Here is a 13659-nt window from a genome sequence, read left to right as displayed (position 1 = left end):
CGGGCCGTGTTGCGGTGACAGGTCCCTCTGCGCATAGTTGCGCTGCGGAAGTCATGGGCTCTTGCCCGTTGATGCTGTGAGCATGCTGCGCGGGCGTGACCGGACGTGTGCGGCAGGACGGTAGCCGGGGGTGGAAGATGACCGAGCGCGGAGGGGGCGAGCATCCACACGGTGCCGACCGACTGTGCGAGGGCGGGGATCGCGTGTACTCCCGGGCCGTACGGCGGGGCAGAGTGCCGCGCCGGGATGCCGATGCGGTGCCCTGCCTGTTGGAACTTGCGCTGCTCCATCCGGATCCCGACGACATGGACTGGCTGGTGCCGACGTCCCCGCAGGAGGTCATGACCCGGCTGCTGCGCGGGGTGTACGACGAGGTCAGCGCGAGCCAGCGGCGGATGGGCTCGGCGGTGGCGGCGTTCGAGTGGTACACCCGGCTCGGGCTGCAGCCCAAGGCGCCCGGCGCGGAGGGCTCGGCGATTCGAGTCCTGGACGGTGACCACCGCATCCAGGCAGCGCTGGACGAGGCGACTCAGGCGTGCACGACGGAGGTGCTGACCGTCCAGCCCGGCGGCATCCGTCCCGAGCACGAGCTGACAGAGGGCCTGCACCGGTCGCTGGCGCTACGGGGCCGAGGCGTGCGGATGCGCGACCTGTACACACACGTGGCCAGACACGGTCATGGATTGCTCAACTACCTGGAGTTGATGGGTGAGTCGGTGGAGGCGCGCACGCTGGACGAGGTAATCGACCGGCTGATCGTCTTCGACCGTACGGTCGCCTTCATCCCCGCGAACACGGACCGCACGATGGCGCTGGAACTCCGCCACCCGGCCCTGGTCCAGTACTTGGTAACGGTCTTCGAACGCTTCTGGCGCCTGGCGATCCCCCTCACGGCTCCTCTGCCCGACACTGGCATCAAGGGCATCTCTCACCGTGAACAGTCCATCGCCGCGCTGCTGGCGGAAGGCCACCAGGATGCGGTGATCGCGGAACGGCTCGGCATAAGCGTCCGCACGTGCCGGGCACACATCGCGCGCCTCTCGGAGACGCTGGGCGCGGCCAGCCGTACGCAACTGGGCGTCCGTATCGCCCAGGTCGGCCTGGACGGCCCTCCCCGATCGAGAAACGCCGAGTCATCGTTACCGCCGCTCAGCCTGCCTGATCAAGAATCGCGGACTGCCCGATGAGGTAGCCGAGTTGGGCTCGGCTTTCGCTTCCGAGAGTTGCGGCGAGTTTGGCGATATGGGCGCGGGCGGTGCGGACGTTCAAGCCGAGGCGGTCGGCGATTACGGCGTCGGTGTGGCCTTCGATGAGCAGCGTGGCGATGGCACGTTGGCGGGGGGTGATGCCGTTCAAAGAAGGTTGCTGGACAGCCTCCGGGTACAGGGGAGTGGCCAGGTGCCAGAGGCGGTCGAAGGTAGTGACGAAGTAGTCGACGATGGCCGGGTGGCGGATCTCGACGGCGAGGGTGCGGTCCCTGTTCGCGGGGATGAACGCGACGGTGCGGTCGATTATGAGGAGGCGTTCGGTGACCTCGTCGAGAGTGCGGGCTTCTACGTCGCCTTCGAGGAGTTCATAGCGGGCCATCAGCTCGGGCAAATGACGGAAGGTGTGCTGGTAGAGGGTGCGAATGCAGCCGCCACGGTCGAGTAGAGCCTGGTCGCGCACCACGGAGGCGTCTCGGAGGGCGATGACCGCCTTGGGTTTATGAGGCTGGATAGCGAGGACTTCCGTAGTGGCGTCCGCCATCGACTCGCTGATGGCACGGTTGATTCGGTCGAGACCACTGTGGACGCTGATCGATGGATGACTCGCCGAAGCCGTCGGCTGGCGGTGTATGCGTCTCAGCGGCTCGAACACCGCCGCCAGCCGTTCCTCACGTCGGCGCTCGTCTGCGATGCGTTCCTCGGCAGTGCGGAGCAAACGGTGGAGAGCGTAGGCCGGGGCGACCGGTTCCAGCCAGCGCAGGTCGCTGAGGTCAGGCTGGAGTAGCCCGAGCCTGACGAGACACGATGCGTCGTCGGCGTTGCGCGCATCCACGCGCCCTTCGCGCAGCGCCTGCTCGTACAGCTTGGTGCCCGCCGGGCATAGGTCTTCCGCGTCGTGGCCCGGGTGCGATGGCGGGGTCACGTAGTCACTCCGTCCTGTCTGAGGATTCCTGATTCTGCGATGAGGTAGCCGAGTTGGGCGCGGCTTTCGCTGCCGAGGGTGGCGGCGAGTTTGGCGATGTGGACGCGGGCGGTGCGGACGTTCAAGCCGAGGCGGTCGGCGATGACGGCGTCGGTGTGGCCTTCGATGAGGAGGCCGGCGATGGCGCGTTGGCGGTGGGTGATGCCGTTGAGGGATTGCTGCCGGACGGCTTCTGGACGCATGGGGGTGGCCAGGCGCCAGAGGCGCTCGAAGGTGGTGGCGAGGAACGTGACGATGGCTGGCTGGCGGATTTCCAGGGCCAGCTTCCGGTCCTTGCTGGCGGGGAGGAAGGCGACGGTGCGGTCGATGACGAGGAGGCGTTCGGGAACCTCGTCGAGGGTGCGAGCCTCGGCTTCGCCGCGGAGTTGCTCGTAGCGGGCGATGACGGAGGGTGCGTGGCGGAGAGTGTGCTGGTAGAGGGTGCGAATGGAGCCGCCGCGGTCGAGCAGGGCCTGGTCGCGGGCTAGGGCCTCGACGTGGACCTCGGGAGCCGTATACGTGGTGTGAGTGATGTGTGGCTGGATGGCGAGGAGCTCGCCCGAACTGTCCGCCATGGCCTGGTCGATGGCCTGGCTGATGCGGTCGAGACCACTGAGAACGGTGACCGTGGTAGTGCTCTCGGCTCCCGTGCTCTGGCCGTCGATCCGCATGAGCGGTTCGAACGTCTCGGTCAGCTTCGTCTCCCGCTGCCTCTCATCGGCGATCCGCTGCTCGGACGCTTTCAGCAGGCGGTGCAGGGCGACCGCCGCGGCGACGGGCTCCAACCGGCTCAGGTCCGCGACGGCGGGATGCAGGAGGCCGAAATCGACCAGACAAGGCGCCGCTGCGGAGTCGGCAGAGCGCACGTGCCCCTCGCGCAGGGCGCGCTCGTACAGCGCCGTTCCCGTCGCACATAGGTCTTCGGGGCCGTGCTCATGGTGCGGCGGTGCGCTCATGGGGCTGCTCCTTCCTGCCTGAGGATTCCGGATTGGGCTATGAGATAGCCGAGCTGGGCACGGCTGCCGCTGCCCAGCGCCTGGGCCAGCTTGGCTATGTGGGCGCGGCAAGTACGGACGTTCATGCCCAGGCGGCGCGCGATGGCCTCGTCGACGTGGCCCTCGACGAGGAGCTTGGCGATGGAGTGCTGGATATCCGTGATGCCGTCGGGGGCGGTCTCGTACGGGGCGCCCGCGCTCAGCGGAACTGCTCGGTCCCACATGAACTCGAAGACCTTGATCAGGTAGCGGATGAGTCCCCGGTGGCGGAGTTCCAGGGCGACCTTCTGGTCGTCTCGGATGGGAATGAAGGCCACGGTCTCGTCGCAGATGATGAGTCTCTCGACCACTCCATCGATGGTCCGGTGCTCGGCCTTGCCATCGGAGAGCTGATCCACGTAGGCCAGTCGCTCGGGGCTGTACCGGGCAGTGTGCGGATAGAGAGTCCTTATCCGTACCCCGCGTTCGATCAGGGGCCTGTCGCGCTCCAGCCCTTGGATCAGGCTGCGCTCGGGCCGGTAGCCGCTCGGCTGGACCGTGAGCATCTCGGTTTGGCATTGGGCCGTGGCCAGGTTGAGCGCCGCGTTGATCCGCTCGCTTCCTTCCAGCACCGTGATCGAGTCGTTGGTCGTCGCGTGAGTACTGAGTGCCATGAACGGCGCGAAAACGTCGGACAGTTCGATCGACAGCCGCCTGCGCTCGGTGATCTCGTGCTCTATCGGGCTGAGTCGCTGGGCGAGGGCGACCGCCGGCGGCACCGGGCGCAGCCAGTTCGGGTCGTCGGGATCGGAGTGAAGGAGGGCGAGTTCCTCCAGGCAAGGGGCCGGTTCCGCATCCGCCCGGGAGATGCGTCCCGCGCGGATGGCGTTTGCGTAAAGTCGGCCACCTTCCTCACACAACTCGGTCAGCGCATGGGGATGTGTCGCTTTAGTCTGATTCGTTGCCAAATCTCCACCCCCCAGGGTCCTGAACATGCAGGAACATGATGCATCGATTGTGTGGCCATGACGTGCCTGAATGAGCCATCGTCTTACTCGACGGGGGAAGAGGAGACCTTCAAGTGAGGACGAAGCCGACTATGCGGAACAGAATGCTTCGCTCGGCGCTTGTCGCCATCTTCTCCACCGTCGTGGCCGTCGGGACTCTGAGTGGCCTCACTGGTGCGGAGGGTGATGGCCGGGCGCAGGACAGTGTCTGGCCGGCGAGTGCCAAGACCCATGTCCTCGTGGCGGACAGCGTGTGGCCGACTGTGGCCGAGTCCACCGAGTCGAAGGCAGAAGGGGCTGGGAGCTGACGTGACCACCCCACCCGACGACCGCTCCTTCCGCAGAGAAATGGCCACCGCCTACCGCTCCGGCTGGCACTTCATCGACTTGGTCACCGCGATCCCCCACCCCGGTGACTCGTTGATGGTGACCGTCTTCGGTGAGCCGGTCGTCGTCACCCGGGACGAGGACGAGGACGTACGGGCTTACCGGTGTCTGCGGCGGCCTCGGGGGGCGCCGCAGCCCGTGCGGTGTGCCATCCGGTACGGAATGATCTTCGTCAACCTTGATCAGCGCGACCACCGACTGGTGGAGCCGGAAGCCCCGGCCCATACGACCATCTCAGCCACCCCCCGCAGTGCCTGACGCGATTCCCCCGTCGTAACAGATCGCTCAGGTGCTTCCCCCCGCAGCGGCGTCACCGTGACCTGAACACGGTGACGCCGCTGCAGTTTTCGGGGACATTTCCCCCTATCCATCTTTTCCTGCGGTGGCTGAAACCGGTCGCCCGGTATCCGGCCAACCCGGCGCCCCGGTCACCCGCGCCCCATCGCCCGCCGCAGCTCGATCTCGATCACCACCCGGTCGGGATTCGGCGCCGGCGTCCGCCCGTACCGCTGCGCGTACCGCCGCTCCGCCTCCGCGACCCGCTCGTGCTCGGTCCGGACGTACGCCAGCCCCTCCAGCGTCGCCCACCGTCCCCCGTCCACCTGGCACACCGCCACCCGCGCCCCCTCCGGGCCGGCGGCGAGCACATGGCCCACCTTCGCGCTCGACTTGTTCGTGATCACCCGAGCAAGTCGCGCCTCGGGGTCGTATGTGACTCCGACGGGTACTACATGGGGGGTGCCGTCCGGGCGCAGGGTCGTCAGAGTGCACAGGTGCCTCTCCTGCCAGAAGGTGAGGTACGGCGCGTCCGGCGCGCCCGGATCCTGGGGGTATGCGGCCATGGCCCGGAAACCTAGCCGCCGCAAGCCTCCCTCGACCACCTTGAGTGGAATAGACTCAACTTTGTGTACGCTGACGCAGTCAGTACGCAGTCGGTACTCAGTCGGTACTACGAGCCGCTGACGCCAGGAGGAGAACCCCAACGTGGACGCCGAGCTGACCAACAGGAGCCGGGACGCGATCAACGCGGCCAGCAACCGGGCCCTTACCGAGGGCCACGCGGACCTCACCCCTGCCCACCTGCTCCTCGCTCTGCTCCAGGGGCAGGACAACGAGAACATCGTCGATCTTCTCGCCGCCGTCGACGCCGATCAGGCCGCCGTGCGCGCCGGTACGGAGAAGGTGCTCGCCTCGCTGCCCAGCGTGACCGGATCCACCGTCGCGCCCCCGCAGCCCAACCGTGAGCTGCTCGCCGTGATCGCGGACGCCCAGGCACGGGCCAAGGAGCTCGGGGACGAGTACCTCTCCACCGAGCACCTGCTCATCGGCATCGCCGCCAAGGGCGGCCAGGCCGGTGACGTGCTCAGCCGGCAGGGGGCCGGTGCGAAGAAGCTGCTGGACGCCTTCCAGAAGGCGCGCGGCGGGCGCCGGGTGACCAGCGCCGACCCCGAGGGGCAGTACAAGGCGCTGGAGAAGTTCGGCACCGACTTCACCGCCGCCGCCCGGGAGGGCAAGCTCGACCCCGTCATCGGGCGGGACCAGGAGATCCGGCGGGTCGTGCAGGTGCTGTCCCGCCGTACCAAGAACAACCCCGTCCTCATCGGTGAGCCCGGTGTCGGCAAGACCGCCGTCGTCGAAGGGCTCGCCCAGCGGATCGTCAAGGGGGACGTGCCCGAGTCTCTCAAGGACAAGCGGCTCGTCGCGCTCGACCTGGGCGCCATGGTGGCCGGGGCCAAGTACCGGGGTGAGTTCGAGGAGCGGCTGAAGACCGTGCTCGCGGAGATCAAGGGCTCCGACGGGCAGATCATCACCTTCATCGACGAGTTGCACACCGTCGTGGGCGCCGGTGCCGGCGGGGACACCGCCATGGACGCCGGGAACATGCTCAAGCCCATGCTCGCCCGCGGTGAGCTGCGCATGGTGGGTGCCACCACGCTGGACGAGTACCGCGAGCGGATCGAGAAGGACCCCGCGCTGGAGCGGCGCTTCCAGCAGGTGCTGGTCGCCGAGCCCACGGTGGAGGACACCATCGCCATTCTCCGCGGGCTCAAGGGGCGTTACGAGGCCCACCACAAGGTGCAGATCGCGGACAGCGCGCTGGTGGCGGCGGCGACGCTCTCCGACCGTTACATCACCTCCCGGTTCCTGCCCGACAAGGCCATCGACCTCGTCGACGAGGCGGCCTCCCGGCTGCGGATGGAGATCGACTCCTCCCCGGTCGAGATCGACGAACTCCAGCGGGCCGTCGACCGGTTGAAGATGGAGGAGCTCGCGCTGGAGAAGGAGACCGACCCGGCCTCCCGCGAGCGCCTGGAGCGGCTGCGCCGCGATCTCGCCGACAAGGAGGAGGAGCTCAGGGGGCTGACCGCCCGCTGGGAGAAGGAGAAGCAGTCCCTCAACCGCGTCGGCGAGCTGAAGGAGAGGCTCGACGAGGCGCGCGGTCAGGCCGAACGCGCCCAGCGCGACGGCGACTTCGACACCGCCAGCAAGCTGCTCTACGGCGAGATCCCCGCCCTGGAGCGGGACTTGGAGGAAGCCTCGCAAGCCGAGGAGGAAGCCGCCAAGAGCACGATGGTCAAGGAGGAGGTCGGCTCGGACGACATCGCCGACACCGTCGCCGCCTGGACCGGCATTCCGGCCGGGCGCCTCCTGGAGGGCGAGACGCAGAAACTCCTGCGCATGGAGGAGGAGTTGGGCAAGCGGCTGATCGGGCAGGGCGAGGCCGTGCAGGCCGTGTCCGACGCCGTACGGCGCACCCGCGCCGGCATCGCCGACCCCGACCGGCCGACCGGCTCCTTCCTCTTCCTGGGCCCGACCGGCGTCGGCAAGACCGAACTCGCCAAGGCCCTCGCCGACTTCCTCTTCGACGACGAGCGGGCGATGGTCCGCATCGACATGTCGGAGTACAGCGAGAAGCACAGCGTGGCCCGGCTGGTCGGCGCGCCCCCCGGATACGTCGGCTACGAGGAGGGCGGCCAGCTGACGGAGGCGGTACGCAGGCGGCCGTACAGCGTCGTGCTCCTCGACGAGGTGGAGAAGGCGCACCCGGAGGTCTTCGACATCCTGCTCCAGGTGCTGGACGACGGTCGGCTGACGGACGGTCAGGGCAGGACGGTCGACTTCCGCAACGCGATCCTGGTGCTGACGTCGAACCTGGGCAGCCAGTTCCTCGTCGACCCGATCACCAGCGAGGCGGAGAAGAAGGAGCAGGTGCTGGAGGTGGTCCGGGCCTCCTTCAAGCCGGAGTTCCTCAACCGGCTCGACGAACTGGTGGTCTTCTCCGCCCTGGCCAAGGACGAGCTGCGGCGGATCGCGCAGCTCCAGATCGGCCGGCTCGCGGGGCGGCTGGCCGAGCGGCGGCTGTCCCTGGAGGTCACCCCGGGGGCCCTGACCTGGCTCGCCGACGAGGGCAACGACCCGGCCTACGGCGCCCGCCCCCTGCGCCGCCTCATCCAGACCGCGATCGGCGACCGTCTGGCCAAGAAGATCCTCTCCGGCGAGGTCAAGGACGGCGACACGGTCCGGGTGGACTCGTTCGGTGACGGGCTGATCGTGGGTCCAGCGACGGGCAAGGCGCTGTAGTCCGCGGAGACCTTTCCGGCCGCGGCCCTGAGACACGTGTTTCAGGGCCGTGCAGTCGTCCGTCCAGCGCATCAGCCGTGATGGACGAGCACGCGAAGACGATCGCGAGGCCGGAGGCCGAGCCAGTGGTCCATGCCCGGTGGATCGAGGAGCCGACCGGTGCGGTCTACCGCAAACGGTGGTCCGCGGCTGAGAACTGGGAAGGCCGGGCAGCGATCCTCCGCAAGGCCGGCGTCCGCTTCTTCTGCGAGGGAACGCACAAGTCGGGCACCGTGCACATGTATCTCCCTCCGGCCTTGCAGCGGCAGGCGGGAGGCCGGAGCCTACGTGGAGGGTCCGGGGCTGTCGACGGGATTGACTGGCGCGAGGAGGGGGCGCGCCGGTATTTCCTGGAGCTTCGACGGGCCAAGGGGCTGGGGCCGGGATTCTGGTACTCACCCAGCTGATCCGGCACACAGCGGAAGCCCGTCAGCCAGGCAGGTTGCCGTGCATGGGCCAAGAGAGAGAGGGTGGACTATACGTCTGGTCTCAGCGATGGCCGGACGAGCCAGACGACCGCAGGAGTGCCTTGTATGTCCATCGACCCGTCCTCGATTCCGAACTTCGGGGGCAAGCCCGAGCCGCAGCCCGGCCCGCCGCCCGGCCCCGTAGTCCCGGATCAGGACCTCGTGAAGCAGCTCCTGGACCAGATGGAGCTGAAGTACGTCGTCGACGACGAGGGTGACCTCGCGGCGCCGTGGGAGCAGTTCCGTACGTACTTCATGTTCCGCGGCGAGGGCGACCAGCAGGTCTTCTCGGTGCGGACGTTCTACGACCGGCCCCACCAGATCGACGAGAAGCCGCAGCTCCTCGAGTCGATCGACGACTGGAACCGCCGGACCCTGTGGCCGAAGGTCTACAGCCACACGCACGACGACGGCACCGTCCGCCTGATCGGCGAGGCGCAGATGCTGATCGGCACCGGCGTGGCCCTGGAACACTTCGTCTCGTCGACGGTCAGCTGGGTGCGGGCCGCCATCGAGTTCGACAAGTGGCTCGTCGAGCAGCTCGGCCTGGAGCAGGAGATCAACGAGGCGGAGAAGCCCGAGGAAGAAGACGGCGAGTAAGCCGCGACAGCAGGCGTGGCCTACGGCGGCGTATCGGCCATCACGACCGGATACGCGCCGTGGGCGAGGGAGAGCCCGGCCCAGGGCACCGGCAACTACGGCCGCGTGCCGGGCCGGGCTCTCGCCGTGCGTACCAGTGCTTGCGCGAGCGGAAGGAGGAGGGGAAGGCGGGGAACAGGAAGCGGGGCTTCGGCTCGTAGAACCCGGACCCGCCGAGGGTGATCAGCAGCCGTACGCTGCTGTGGACCAGCAGTGGCAGCTGGGCGCGGTCGGCCGGTCCACAGCTTGTGGATAAGCTTCCGGAACCGTTCACGGTTCCGCCGGCCTGCGTAGGCCGGCGTCCTCGCCTACAGCCGGCGCCCGTCGAGCACGTACAGCGACCAGGCGGCGAAGGCAGGCTCGGTTACGCCATCGACAGCACGACCGAGTGGGACACGAGCCCCCACAGCAGCACCGGCGCGGTGCCGACGGCCGCTCGTGCAGCCGGGCGTCGACGGCGTAGATCCCCCACGCAGCGGCGGCCTTCAGCGCCGTAGGCTCCCAGGGGTGATTGAGACCATTGTGTTGGACGTCGGCGAGACGATCACCCGGGACGATCGTTACTGGGCATCCTGGGCCGACTGGCTCGGCGTCCCGCGCCACACCCTCTCCGCGCTCGTGGGGGCGGTTGTCGCTCAGGGGCACGACAACGCCGAGGCCCTCCGACTCGTGCGCCCCGGCATCGACGTCGTTGCCGAGTACCACGCCCGCGAGGCCGCCGGCCGCGGTGAGCACCTCGACGAGAGCGACCTCTACGACGACGTCCGCCCGGCCTTGTCCGCGCTGCTCACGCTAGGCGTCCGCGTGATCATCGCGGGCAACCAGACCCTCCGTGCGGGCGAACTGCTGCGTGCCCTGGAGCTCCCGGCGGATCTGATCGTCACCTCGGGGGAGTGGAGGGTGGCGAAACCCCACCCGGAGTTCTTCCGGCGGGTGATGGAGGTGGCGCGGGCCGCTCCGAGCGAGACCCTCTATGTCGGTGACCACCCGGCCAACGACGTCTTCCCGGCGAGGGCGGCGGGCCTGCGTACCGCGCACCTCCGCCGTGGCCCGTGGGGCTGCTTGTGGGCCGAAGACCCGCAAGTCGTCGCGGCGGCGGACTGGCGTATCGACAGCCTTACCCAGCTCACCGAGATCGTGAAGAGCTGAGGGGAACGATTGCTGCCCCGCAGTCAGAGCTGGCGGGCCGTCTCATGCACACGGAGTGTCTCGGCGCGGGTACGGTTCGGAGTCGGCGTACCGAACTGGAGTCAGTATGTCCGCACACAGCAAACGCGGAGTGGGCGCGCGAATTGCCTACTACCGCAGCGTCATGCGCCCGAAGCTGACGCAGCAGCAGCTCGCCGACGCGGCCAGGGTGTCTCTCGGAACCATCCGTAAGATCGAGCGCGGGGAGCGCGGCGTCAGCGACTCCACGCTCGAAGCCATCGCAGATGCCGTCGGCGTCGACCCCATGCGTCTGCGGACCGACCGCGGCCCGGTTCACACTCGCGTCCACGAGGCGCTCCCCGTGCTCTCCGCCGTGCTCGCCACGTACGACTCCCCCGAGGACGGCCCGATCCGTCCCCACCAGGAAATGCGCGCGGCTGTCGCTGACGCCGCCCGCTGGCGCCTGGCAGCCCAGTACACCCGGATCGTCCGGGAACTGCCGTCACGGCCCCAGTGCCGCTGCCCGCGCTGCCGGGCCGGGCACGGACCTCCATGCCGACCCGCACGCCAAGGTCTCCATCTGCAAGATCGGCCGGGATGACCAGATCGACCTCATGGCCGAGGGCATCGACGGCCTCCGACGGCTCGGGGAGATCTCCGACCGCCTCATGCTTCGCACCGGTGGCTGTACGGGTTGCTCGCTCTCCGGCTCCTGCCGGGTGTGCAGGCCGCTCGCCAAGGTCTACCAGGAGGCGAAGGCGCCACTGAATCTGTACTGCCAGCACGGAGACACCAAGGAGATGGTGAACTCATGACCGCTGTACCCGTCACGATCTCGACCGGCCGACCGCCGGTCACCCGCCCGGCACTGCCCACGAGCGTCGTCGCCACGCCCACGCTCGTCATCGAGCCCAACGCCGACACCCTGAGCGAGGGCGCCGCCTGCTCCTGCGCCGCGGGCGACGACAACCCCAACTGATCAACGCGCATCCGGTCACATCCGCTCGGGCCCCGGCGTATCTGCGTCAGGGCCCGAGCCCCACGTGAGAGATGAGTACGCTGCCCGCATGCGATTCCGTTGGGACTGGCTTCGTCCAGTGGTGACGGTGCCCTACGTACCGACCCTTGGTCCCGTACACCCGTCCGTCCTCACCGAGGACCTCTTCACCGACACCCTGATCGCCGCCCCTACCGAACGCTTCCTGCGGTACGACAAGGACATCCGCTGGCTGGATGCCAAAGACGAGTATGTGCTGGTCGAGAACGTGGTGCACAGCCCCAGCGAGACACTCATCCCCACCTTCTCGCGCCGAGGCTCCGGCACGGTCAAGGTGCACGTCTACGGCATCGGCCCCGACGTCCACTCCAGTGCCTCTTTGCTGGCCCGGAAGCTCGCCGCCGACACCAGCGCCGCAAAGGCGCGCGTCGTCCGTTTCCTGGGGCCGGAGGCGCACCCGGGGCGAGGAGTCCGTGTGCAGCTCAAGGACTTCACAACCGGCCCGTGCCCGGCCCCGGAGGGGCCTGTGCGCCCTTTCGGGGAGTGGCCCGAAGACGTACGGCACACCTTCCGCCCCTTCGCCGAGCAGATGGCCGCAGACGGCTTCGCCTTCCTCCAACAGCAGATGCAAGAGGGGACGGTTGGCCCCGTCCTGGTGGCCGTACTCAACCAAAGGGTCGCCGGCGCCATCGGGCCCATGGAAGTGCGCCCCGATGCCGTGGGGGCGGCCCAGCTCATGCCGCAATACTTCGGCGTCCTGCCCGAGCAGCGAGGGAACGGCCTCGGGCGCCTCTTGTGGCGGGCTGCGATGTACTGGGGGCAATCGCACGGTGCGGCGTACCAGCTCCTTCAGACTGAGGTAGGGGGAGCCTCTGACCGCCTCTGCCGGGCAGAGGGGCTGACCTCCCTGGGGTTCACCCACCGGCAGAACGTCTGAGCGAAGGCGGCGACAGCCCGCGACGCCGCCCCGGGCGTCAGCCCGCCAGGGCCTTGAGCCGCCGCACCGCCTCCTCCAGCACCCCCGTCTGCTTGCAGAACGCGAACCGCACGAACGGCGCCCCCGCCTCCCGGTGGTCGTAGAAGACCGCGTTGGGAATGGCGACCACCCCGGCCCGCTCCGGCAGCGCGCGGCAGAAGGCGAAGCCGTCGCTCTCGCCGAGGGGCCGGATGTCGGTGGTGATGAAGTAGGTGCCGGCGGGCTTGAAGACCTCGAACCCCGCCTCCGTCAGCCCCGTCGCCAGCAGGTTCCGCTTGGCCAGCATGTCCTCGCGGAAGGCCGCGAAGTAGCTGTCGGGCAGGGCGAGGGCCTCGGCGACCGCGTACTGGAACGGCCCCGACGAGACGTAGGTCAGGAACTGCTTCGCTGACCGCACGGCCGTGACCAGGCCGGACGCCGCGGTCACCCAGCCGACCTTCCAGCCGGTGAAGGAGAACGTCTTGCCCGCCGACCCGATGGTCACCGTCCGCTCCCGCATCCCCGGGAAGGCGGCCAGCGGCAGGTGCTCGGCGTCGTCGAAGACCAGGTGCTCGTACACCTCGTCGGTCACCACGAGCAGGTCCCGCTCGACGGCCAGCTCGGCGATCGCGGCCAGCTCCTCGCGGGTGAGGACCGTGCCGGTGGGGTTGTGCGGGGTGTTGATCAGCAGCAGCCGGGTGCGGTCGGTGACGGCGGCGCGCAGCTCGTCCAGGTCGAGCCGGAAGCTTCCCTCGCTCGGACGCAGGGTGACCGGCACCCGCGTGCCGCCCGCCATGGCGATGCAGGCCGCGTAGGAGTCGTAGTACGGCTCGAAGGCGACCACCTCGTCGCCGGGCTCCAGCAGCGCGAGCAGCGTGGCCGCGATGGCCTCGGTGGCGCCCGCGGTGACCAGGACCTCCGTGTCGGGGTCGTACGACAGCCCGTAGCGCCGCTCCTGGTGCGCGGCGATCGCGGTGCGCAGCTCGGGGACGCCCGGGCCCGGCGGGTACTGGTTGCCGCGCCCGTCCCGCAGGGCCCGTACGGCCGCCTCGCGGACCTCCTCGGGGCCGTCGGTGTCGGGGAAGCCCTGGCCCAGGTTGATGGACCCGGTGCGCAGGGCCAGTGCGGACATCTCGGCGAAGATCGTCGTCCCGAACTCGGCGAGACGGCGGTTGAGCAGGGGGCGGTAGGTGGAGGTCATGCCGGTCATCCTGCGCCCAAGCTCTGGACTTGCTCAACTCTGCTTTGGGCCGTGAGACGGCCGGGCATCTGACTTCCACGCACCGAGCGGGAG

Annotated in this window: 14 protein-coding genes and 1 pseudogene; 10 read left to right on the top strand and 5 right to left on the bottom strand. The window is 68.8% G+C overall.

Going from position 1 to position 13659, the window contains the following annotated elements; all coding sequences use genetic code 11:
• Positions 1-137 precede the first annotated feature (137 nt).
• Complete coding sequence (locus tag QQM39_RS20565) at positions 138-1187, top strand: LuxR C-terminal-related transcriptional regulator (protein WP_301998639.1); 1050 nt, start codon at positions 138-140, stop codon at positions 1185-1187.
• Here the strand turns inward: QQM39_RS20565 and QQM39_RS20560 are convergent.
• From QQM39_RS20560 to QQM39_RS20550, 3 genes are read right to left on the bottom strand one after another with little or no spacing between them, the layout of a single operon-like run.
• Positions 1150-2130 carry a LuxR C-terminal-related transcriptional regulator gene (locus QQM39_RS20560; protein ID WP_301998637.1) on the bottom strand — a complete coding sequence of 327 codons (981 nt, stop codon included), beginning with the start codon at positions 2128-2130 and terminating at the stop codon, positions 1150-1152. The two genes, QQM39_RS20565 and QQM39_RS20560, sit on opposite strands and share 38 nt — an antisense overlap.
• The gene (locus QQM39_RS20555; protein ID WP_301998636.1) at positions 2127-3125 is read right to left on the bottom strand and encodes a helix-turn-helix transcriptional regulator; all 999 of its coding nucleotides are present in this window, start codon (positions 3123-3125) and stop codon (positions 2127-2129) included. Before QQM39_RS20555 ends, QQM39_RS20560 begins: the two co-directional genes overlap by 4 nt.
• Positions 3122-4138, bottom strand: coding sequence for a helix-turn-helix transcriptional regulator (locus QQM39_RS20550; protein ID WP_301998635.1), 1017 nt, complete (start codon positions 4136-4138; stop codon positions 3122-3124). Before QQM39_RS20550 ends, QQM39_RS20555 begins: the two co-directional genes overlap by 4 nt.
• 321 nt (positions 4139-4459) lie before the next feature.
• Here QQM39_RS20550 and QQM39_RS20545 point away from each other — a divergent pair, with 321 nt between their 5' ends.
• A complete protein-coding gene (locus tag QQM39_RS20545) occupies positions 4460-4795 on the top strand; it encodes a hypothetical protein (protein WP_301998634.1) in 336 nt (111 codons plus the stop codon).
• A gap of 170 nt (positions 4796-4965) precedes the next feature.
• Here QQM39_RS20545 and QQM39_RS20540 read toward each other — a convergent pair whose 3' ends face one another.
• Entirely contained in the window at positions 4966-5379 is a 414-nt protein-coding gene (locus QQM39_RS20540) for a pyridoxamine 5'-phosphate oxidase family protein (RefSeq protein WP_301998632.1), read from the bottom strand.
• A 142-nt stretch (positions 5380-5521) separates the two neighbouring features.
• Here QQM39_RS20540 and clpB point away from each other — a divergent pair, with 142 nt between their 5' ends.
• From clpB to QQM39_RS20500, 8 genes and pseudogenes are all read left to right on the top strand, one after another.
• Complete coding sequence (clpB, locus tag QQM39_RS20535) at positions 5522-8119, top strand: ATP-dependent chaperone ClpB (RefSeq protein ID WP_301998630.1); 2598 nt, start codon at positions 5522-5524, stop codon at positions 8117-8119.
• Positions 8120-8196: 77 nt separating this feature from the next.
• On the top strand, positions 8197-8565 hold the full coding sequence (locus tag QQM39_RS20530) for a hypothetical protein (RefSeq protein WP_301998629.1): 369 nt from the start codon (positions 8197-8199) through the stop codon (positions 8563-8565).
• A gap of 126 nt (positions 8566-8691) precedes the next feature.
• A complete protein-coding gene (locus QQM39_RS20525) occupies positions 8692-9225 on the top strand; it encodes a YbjN domain-containing protein (RefSeq protein ID WP_301998628.1) in 534 nt (177 codons plus the stop codon).
• Positions 9226-9771: 546 nt separating this feature from the next.
• Positions 9772-10413, top strand: a complete 642-nt coding sequence (locus QQM39_RS20520; protein ID WP_301998627.1) for an HAD family hydrolase — start codon at positions 9772-9774, stop codon at positions 10411-10413.
• 106 nt (positions 10414-10519) lie between these two features.
• On the top strand, positions 10520-11014 hold the full coding sequence (locus tag QQM39_RS20515; RefSeq protein WP_367668947.1) for a helix-turn-helix domain-containing protein: 495 nt from the start codon (positions 10520-10522) through the stop codon (positions 11012-11014).
• Positions 10965-11228, top strand: a pseudogene (locus QQM39_RS20510) (radical SAM protein); the annotation flags it as partial. The gene QQM39_RS20515 and the pseudogene QQM39_RS20510, both read left to right, overlap by 50 nt.
• On the top strand, positions 11225-11392 hold the full coding sequence (locus QQM39_RS20505) for a hypothetical protein (RefSeq protein WP_301998626.1): 168 nt from the start codon (positions 11225-11227) through the stop codon (positions 11390-11392). The pseudogene QQM39_RS20510 and the gene QQM39_RS20505, both read left to right, overlap by 4 nt.
• Before the next feature lie 88 nt (positions 11393-11480).
• Positions 11481-12347, top strand: coding sequence for a GNAT family N-acetyltransferase (locus tag QQM39_RS20500; RefSeq protein WP_301998624.1), 867 nt, complete (start codon positions 11481-11483; stop codon positions 12345-12347).
• Between the two features lie 37 nt (positions 12348-12384).
• Here QQM39_RS20500 and QQM39_RS20495 read toward each other — a convergent pair whose 3' ends face one another.
• Positions 12385-13575, bottom strand: coding sequence for a pyridoxal phosphate-dependent aminotransferase (locus QQM39_RS20495; RefSeq protein ID WP_301998623.1), 1191 nt, complete (start codon positions 13573-13575; stop codon positions 12385-12387).
• Between the last annotated feature and the right edge of the window lie 84 nt (positions 13576-13659).

Origin of the sequence: Streptomyces sp. DT2A-34 (assembly GCF_030499515.1) — a bacterium.
In the GTDB taxonomy this organism is placed as follows: domain Bacteria; phylum Actinomycetota; class Actinomycetes; order Streptomycetales; family Streptomycetaceae; genus Streptomyces.
The sequence above is the reverse complement of the archived record's forward strand: the minus strand, read 5'-3'. Positions and strand labels throughout refer to the sequence as shown.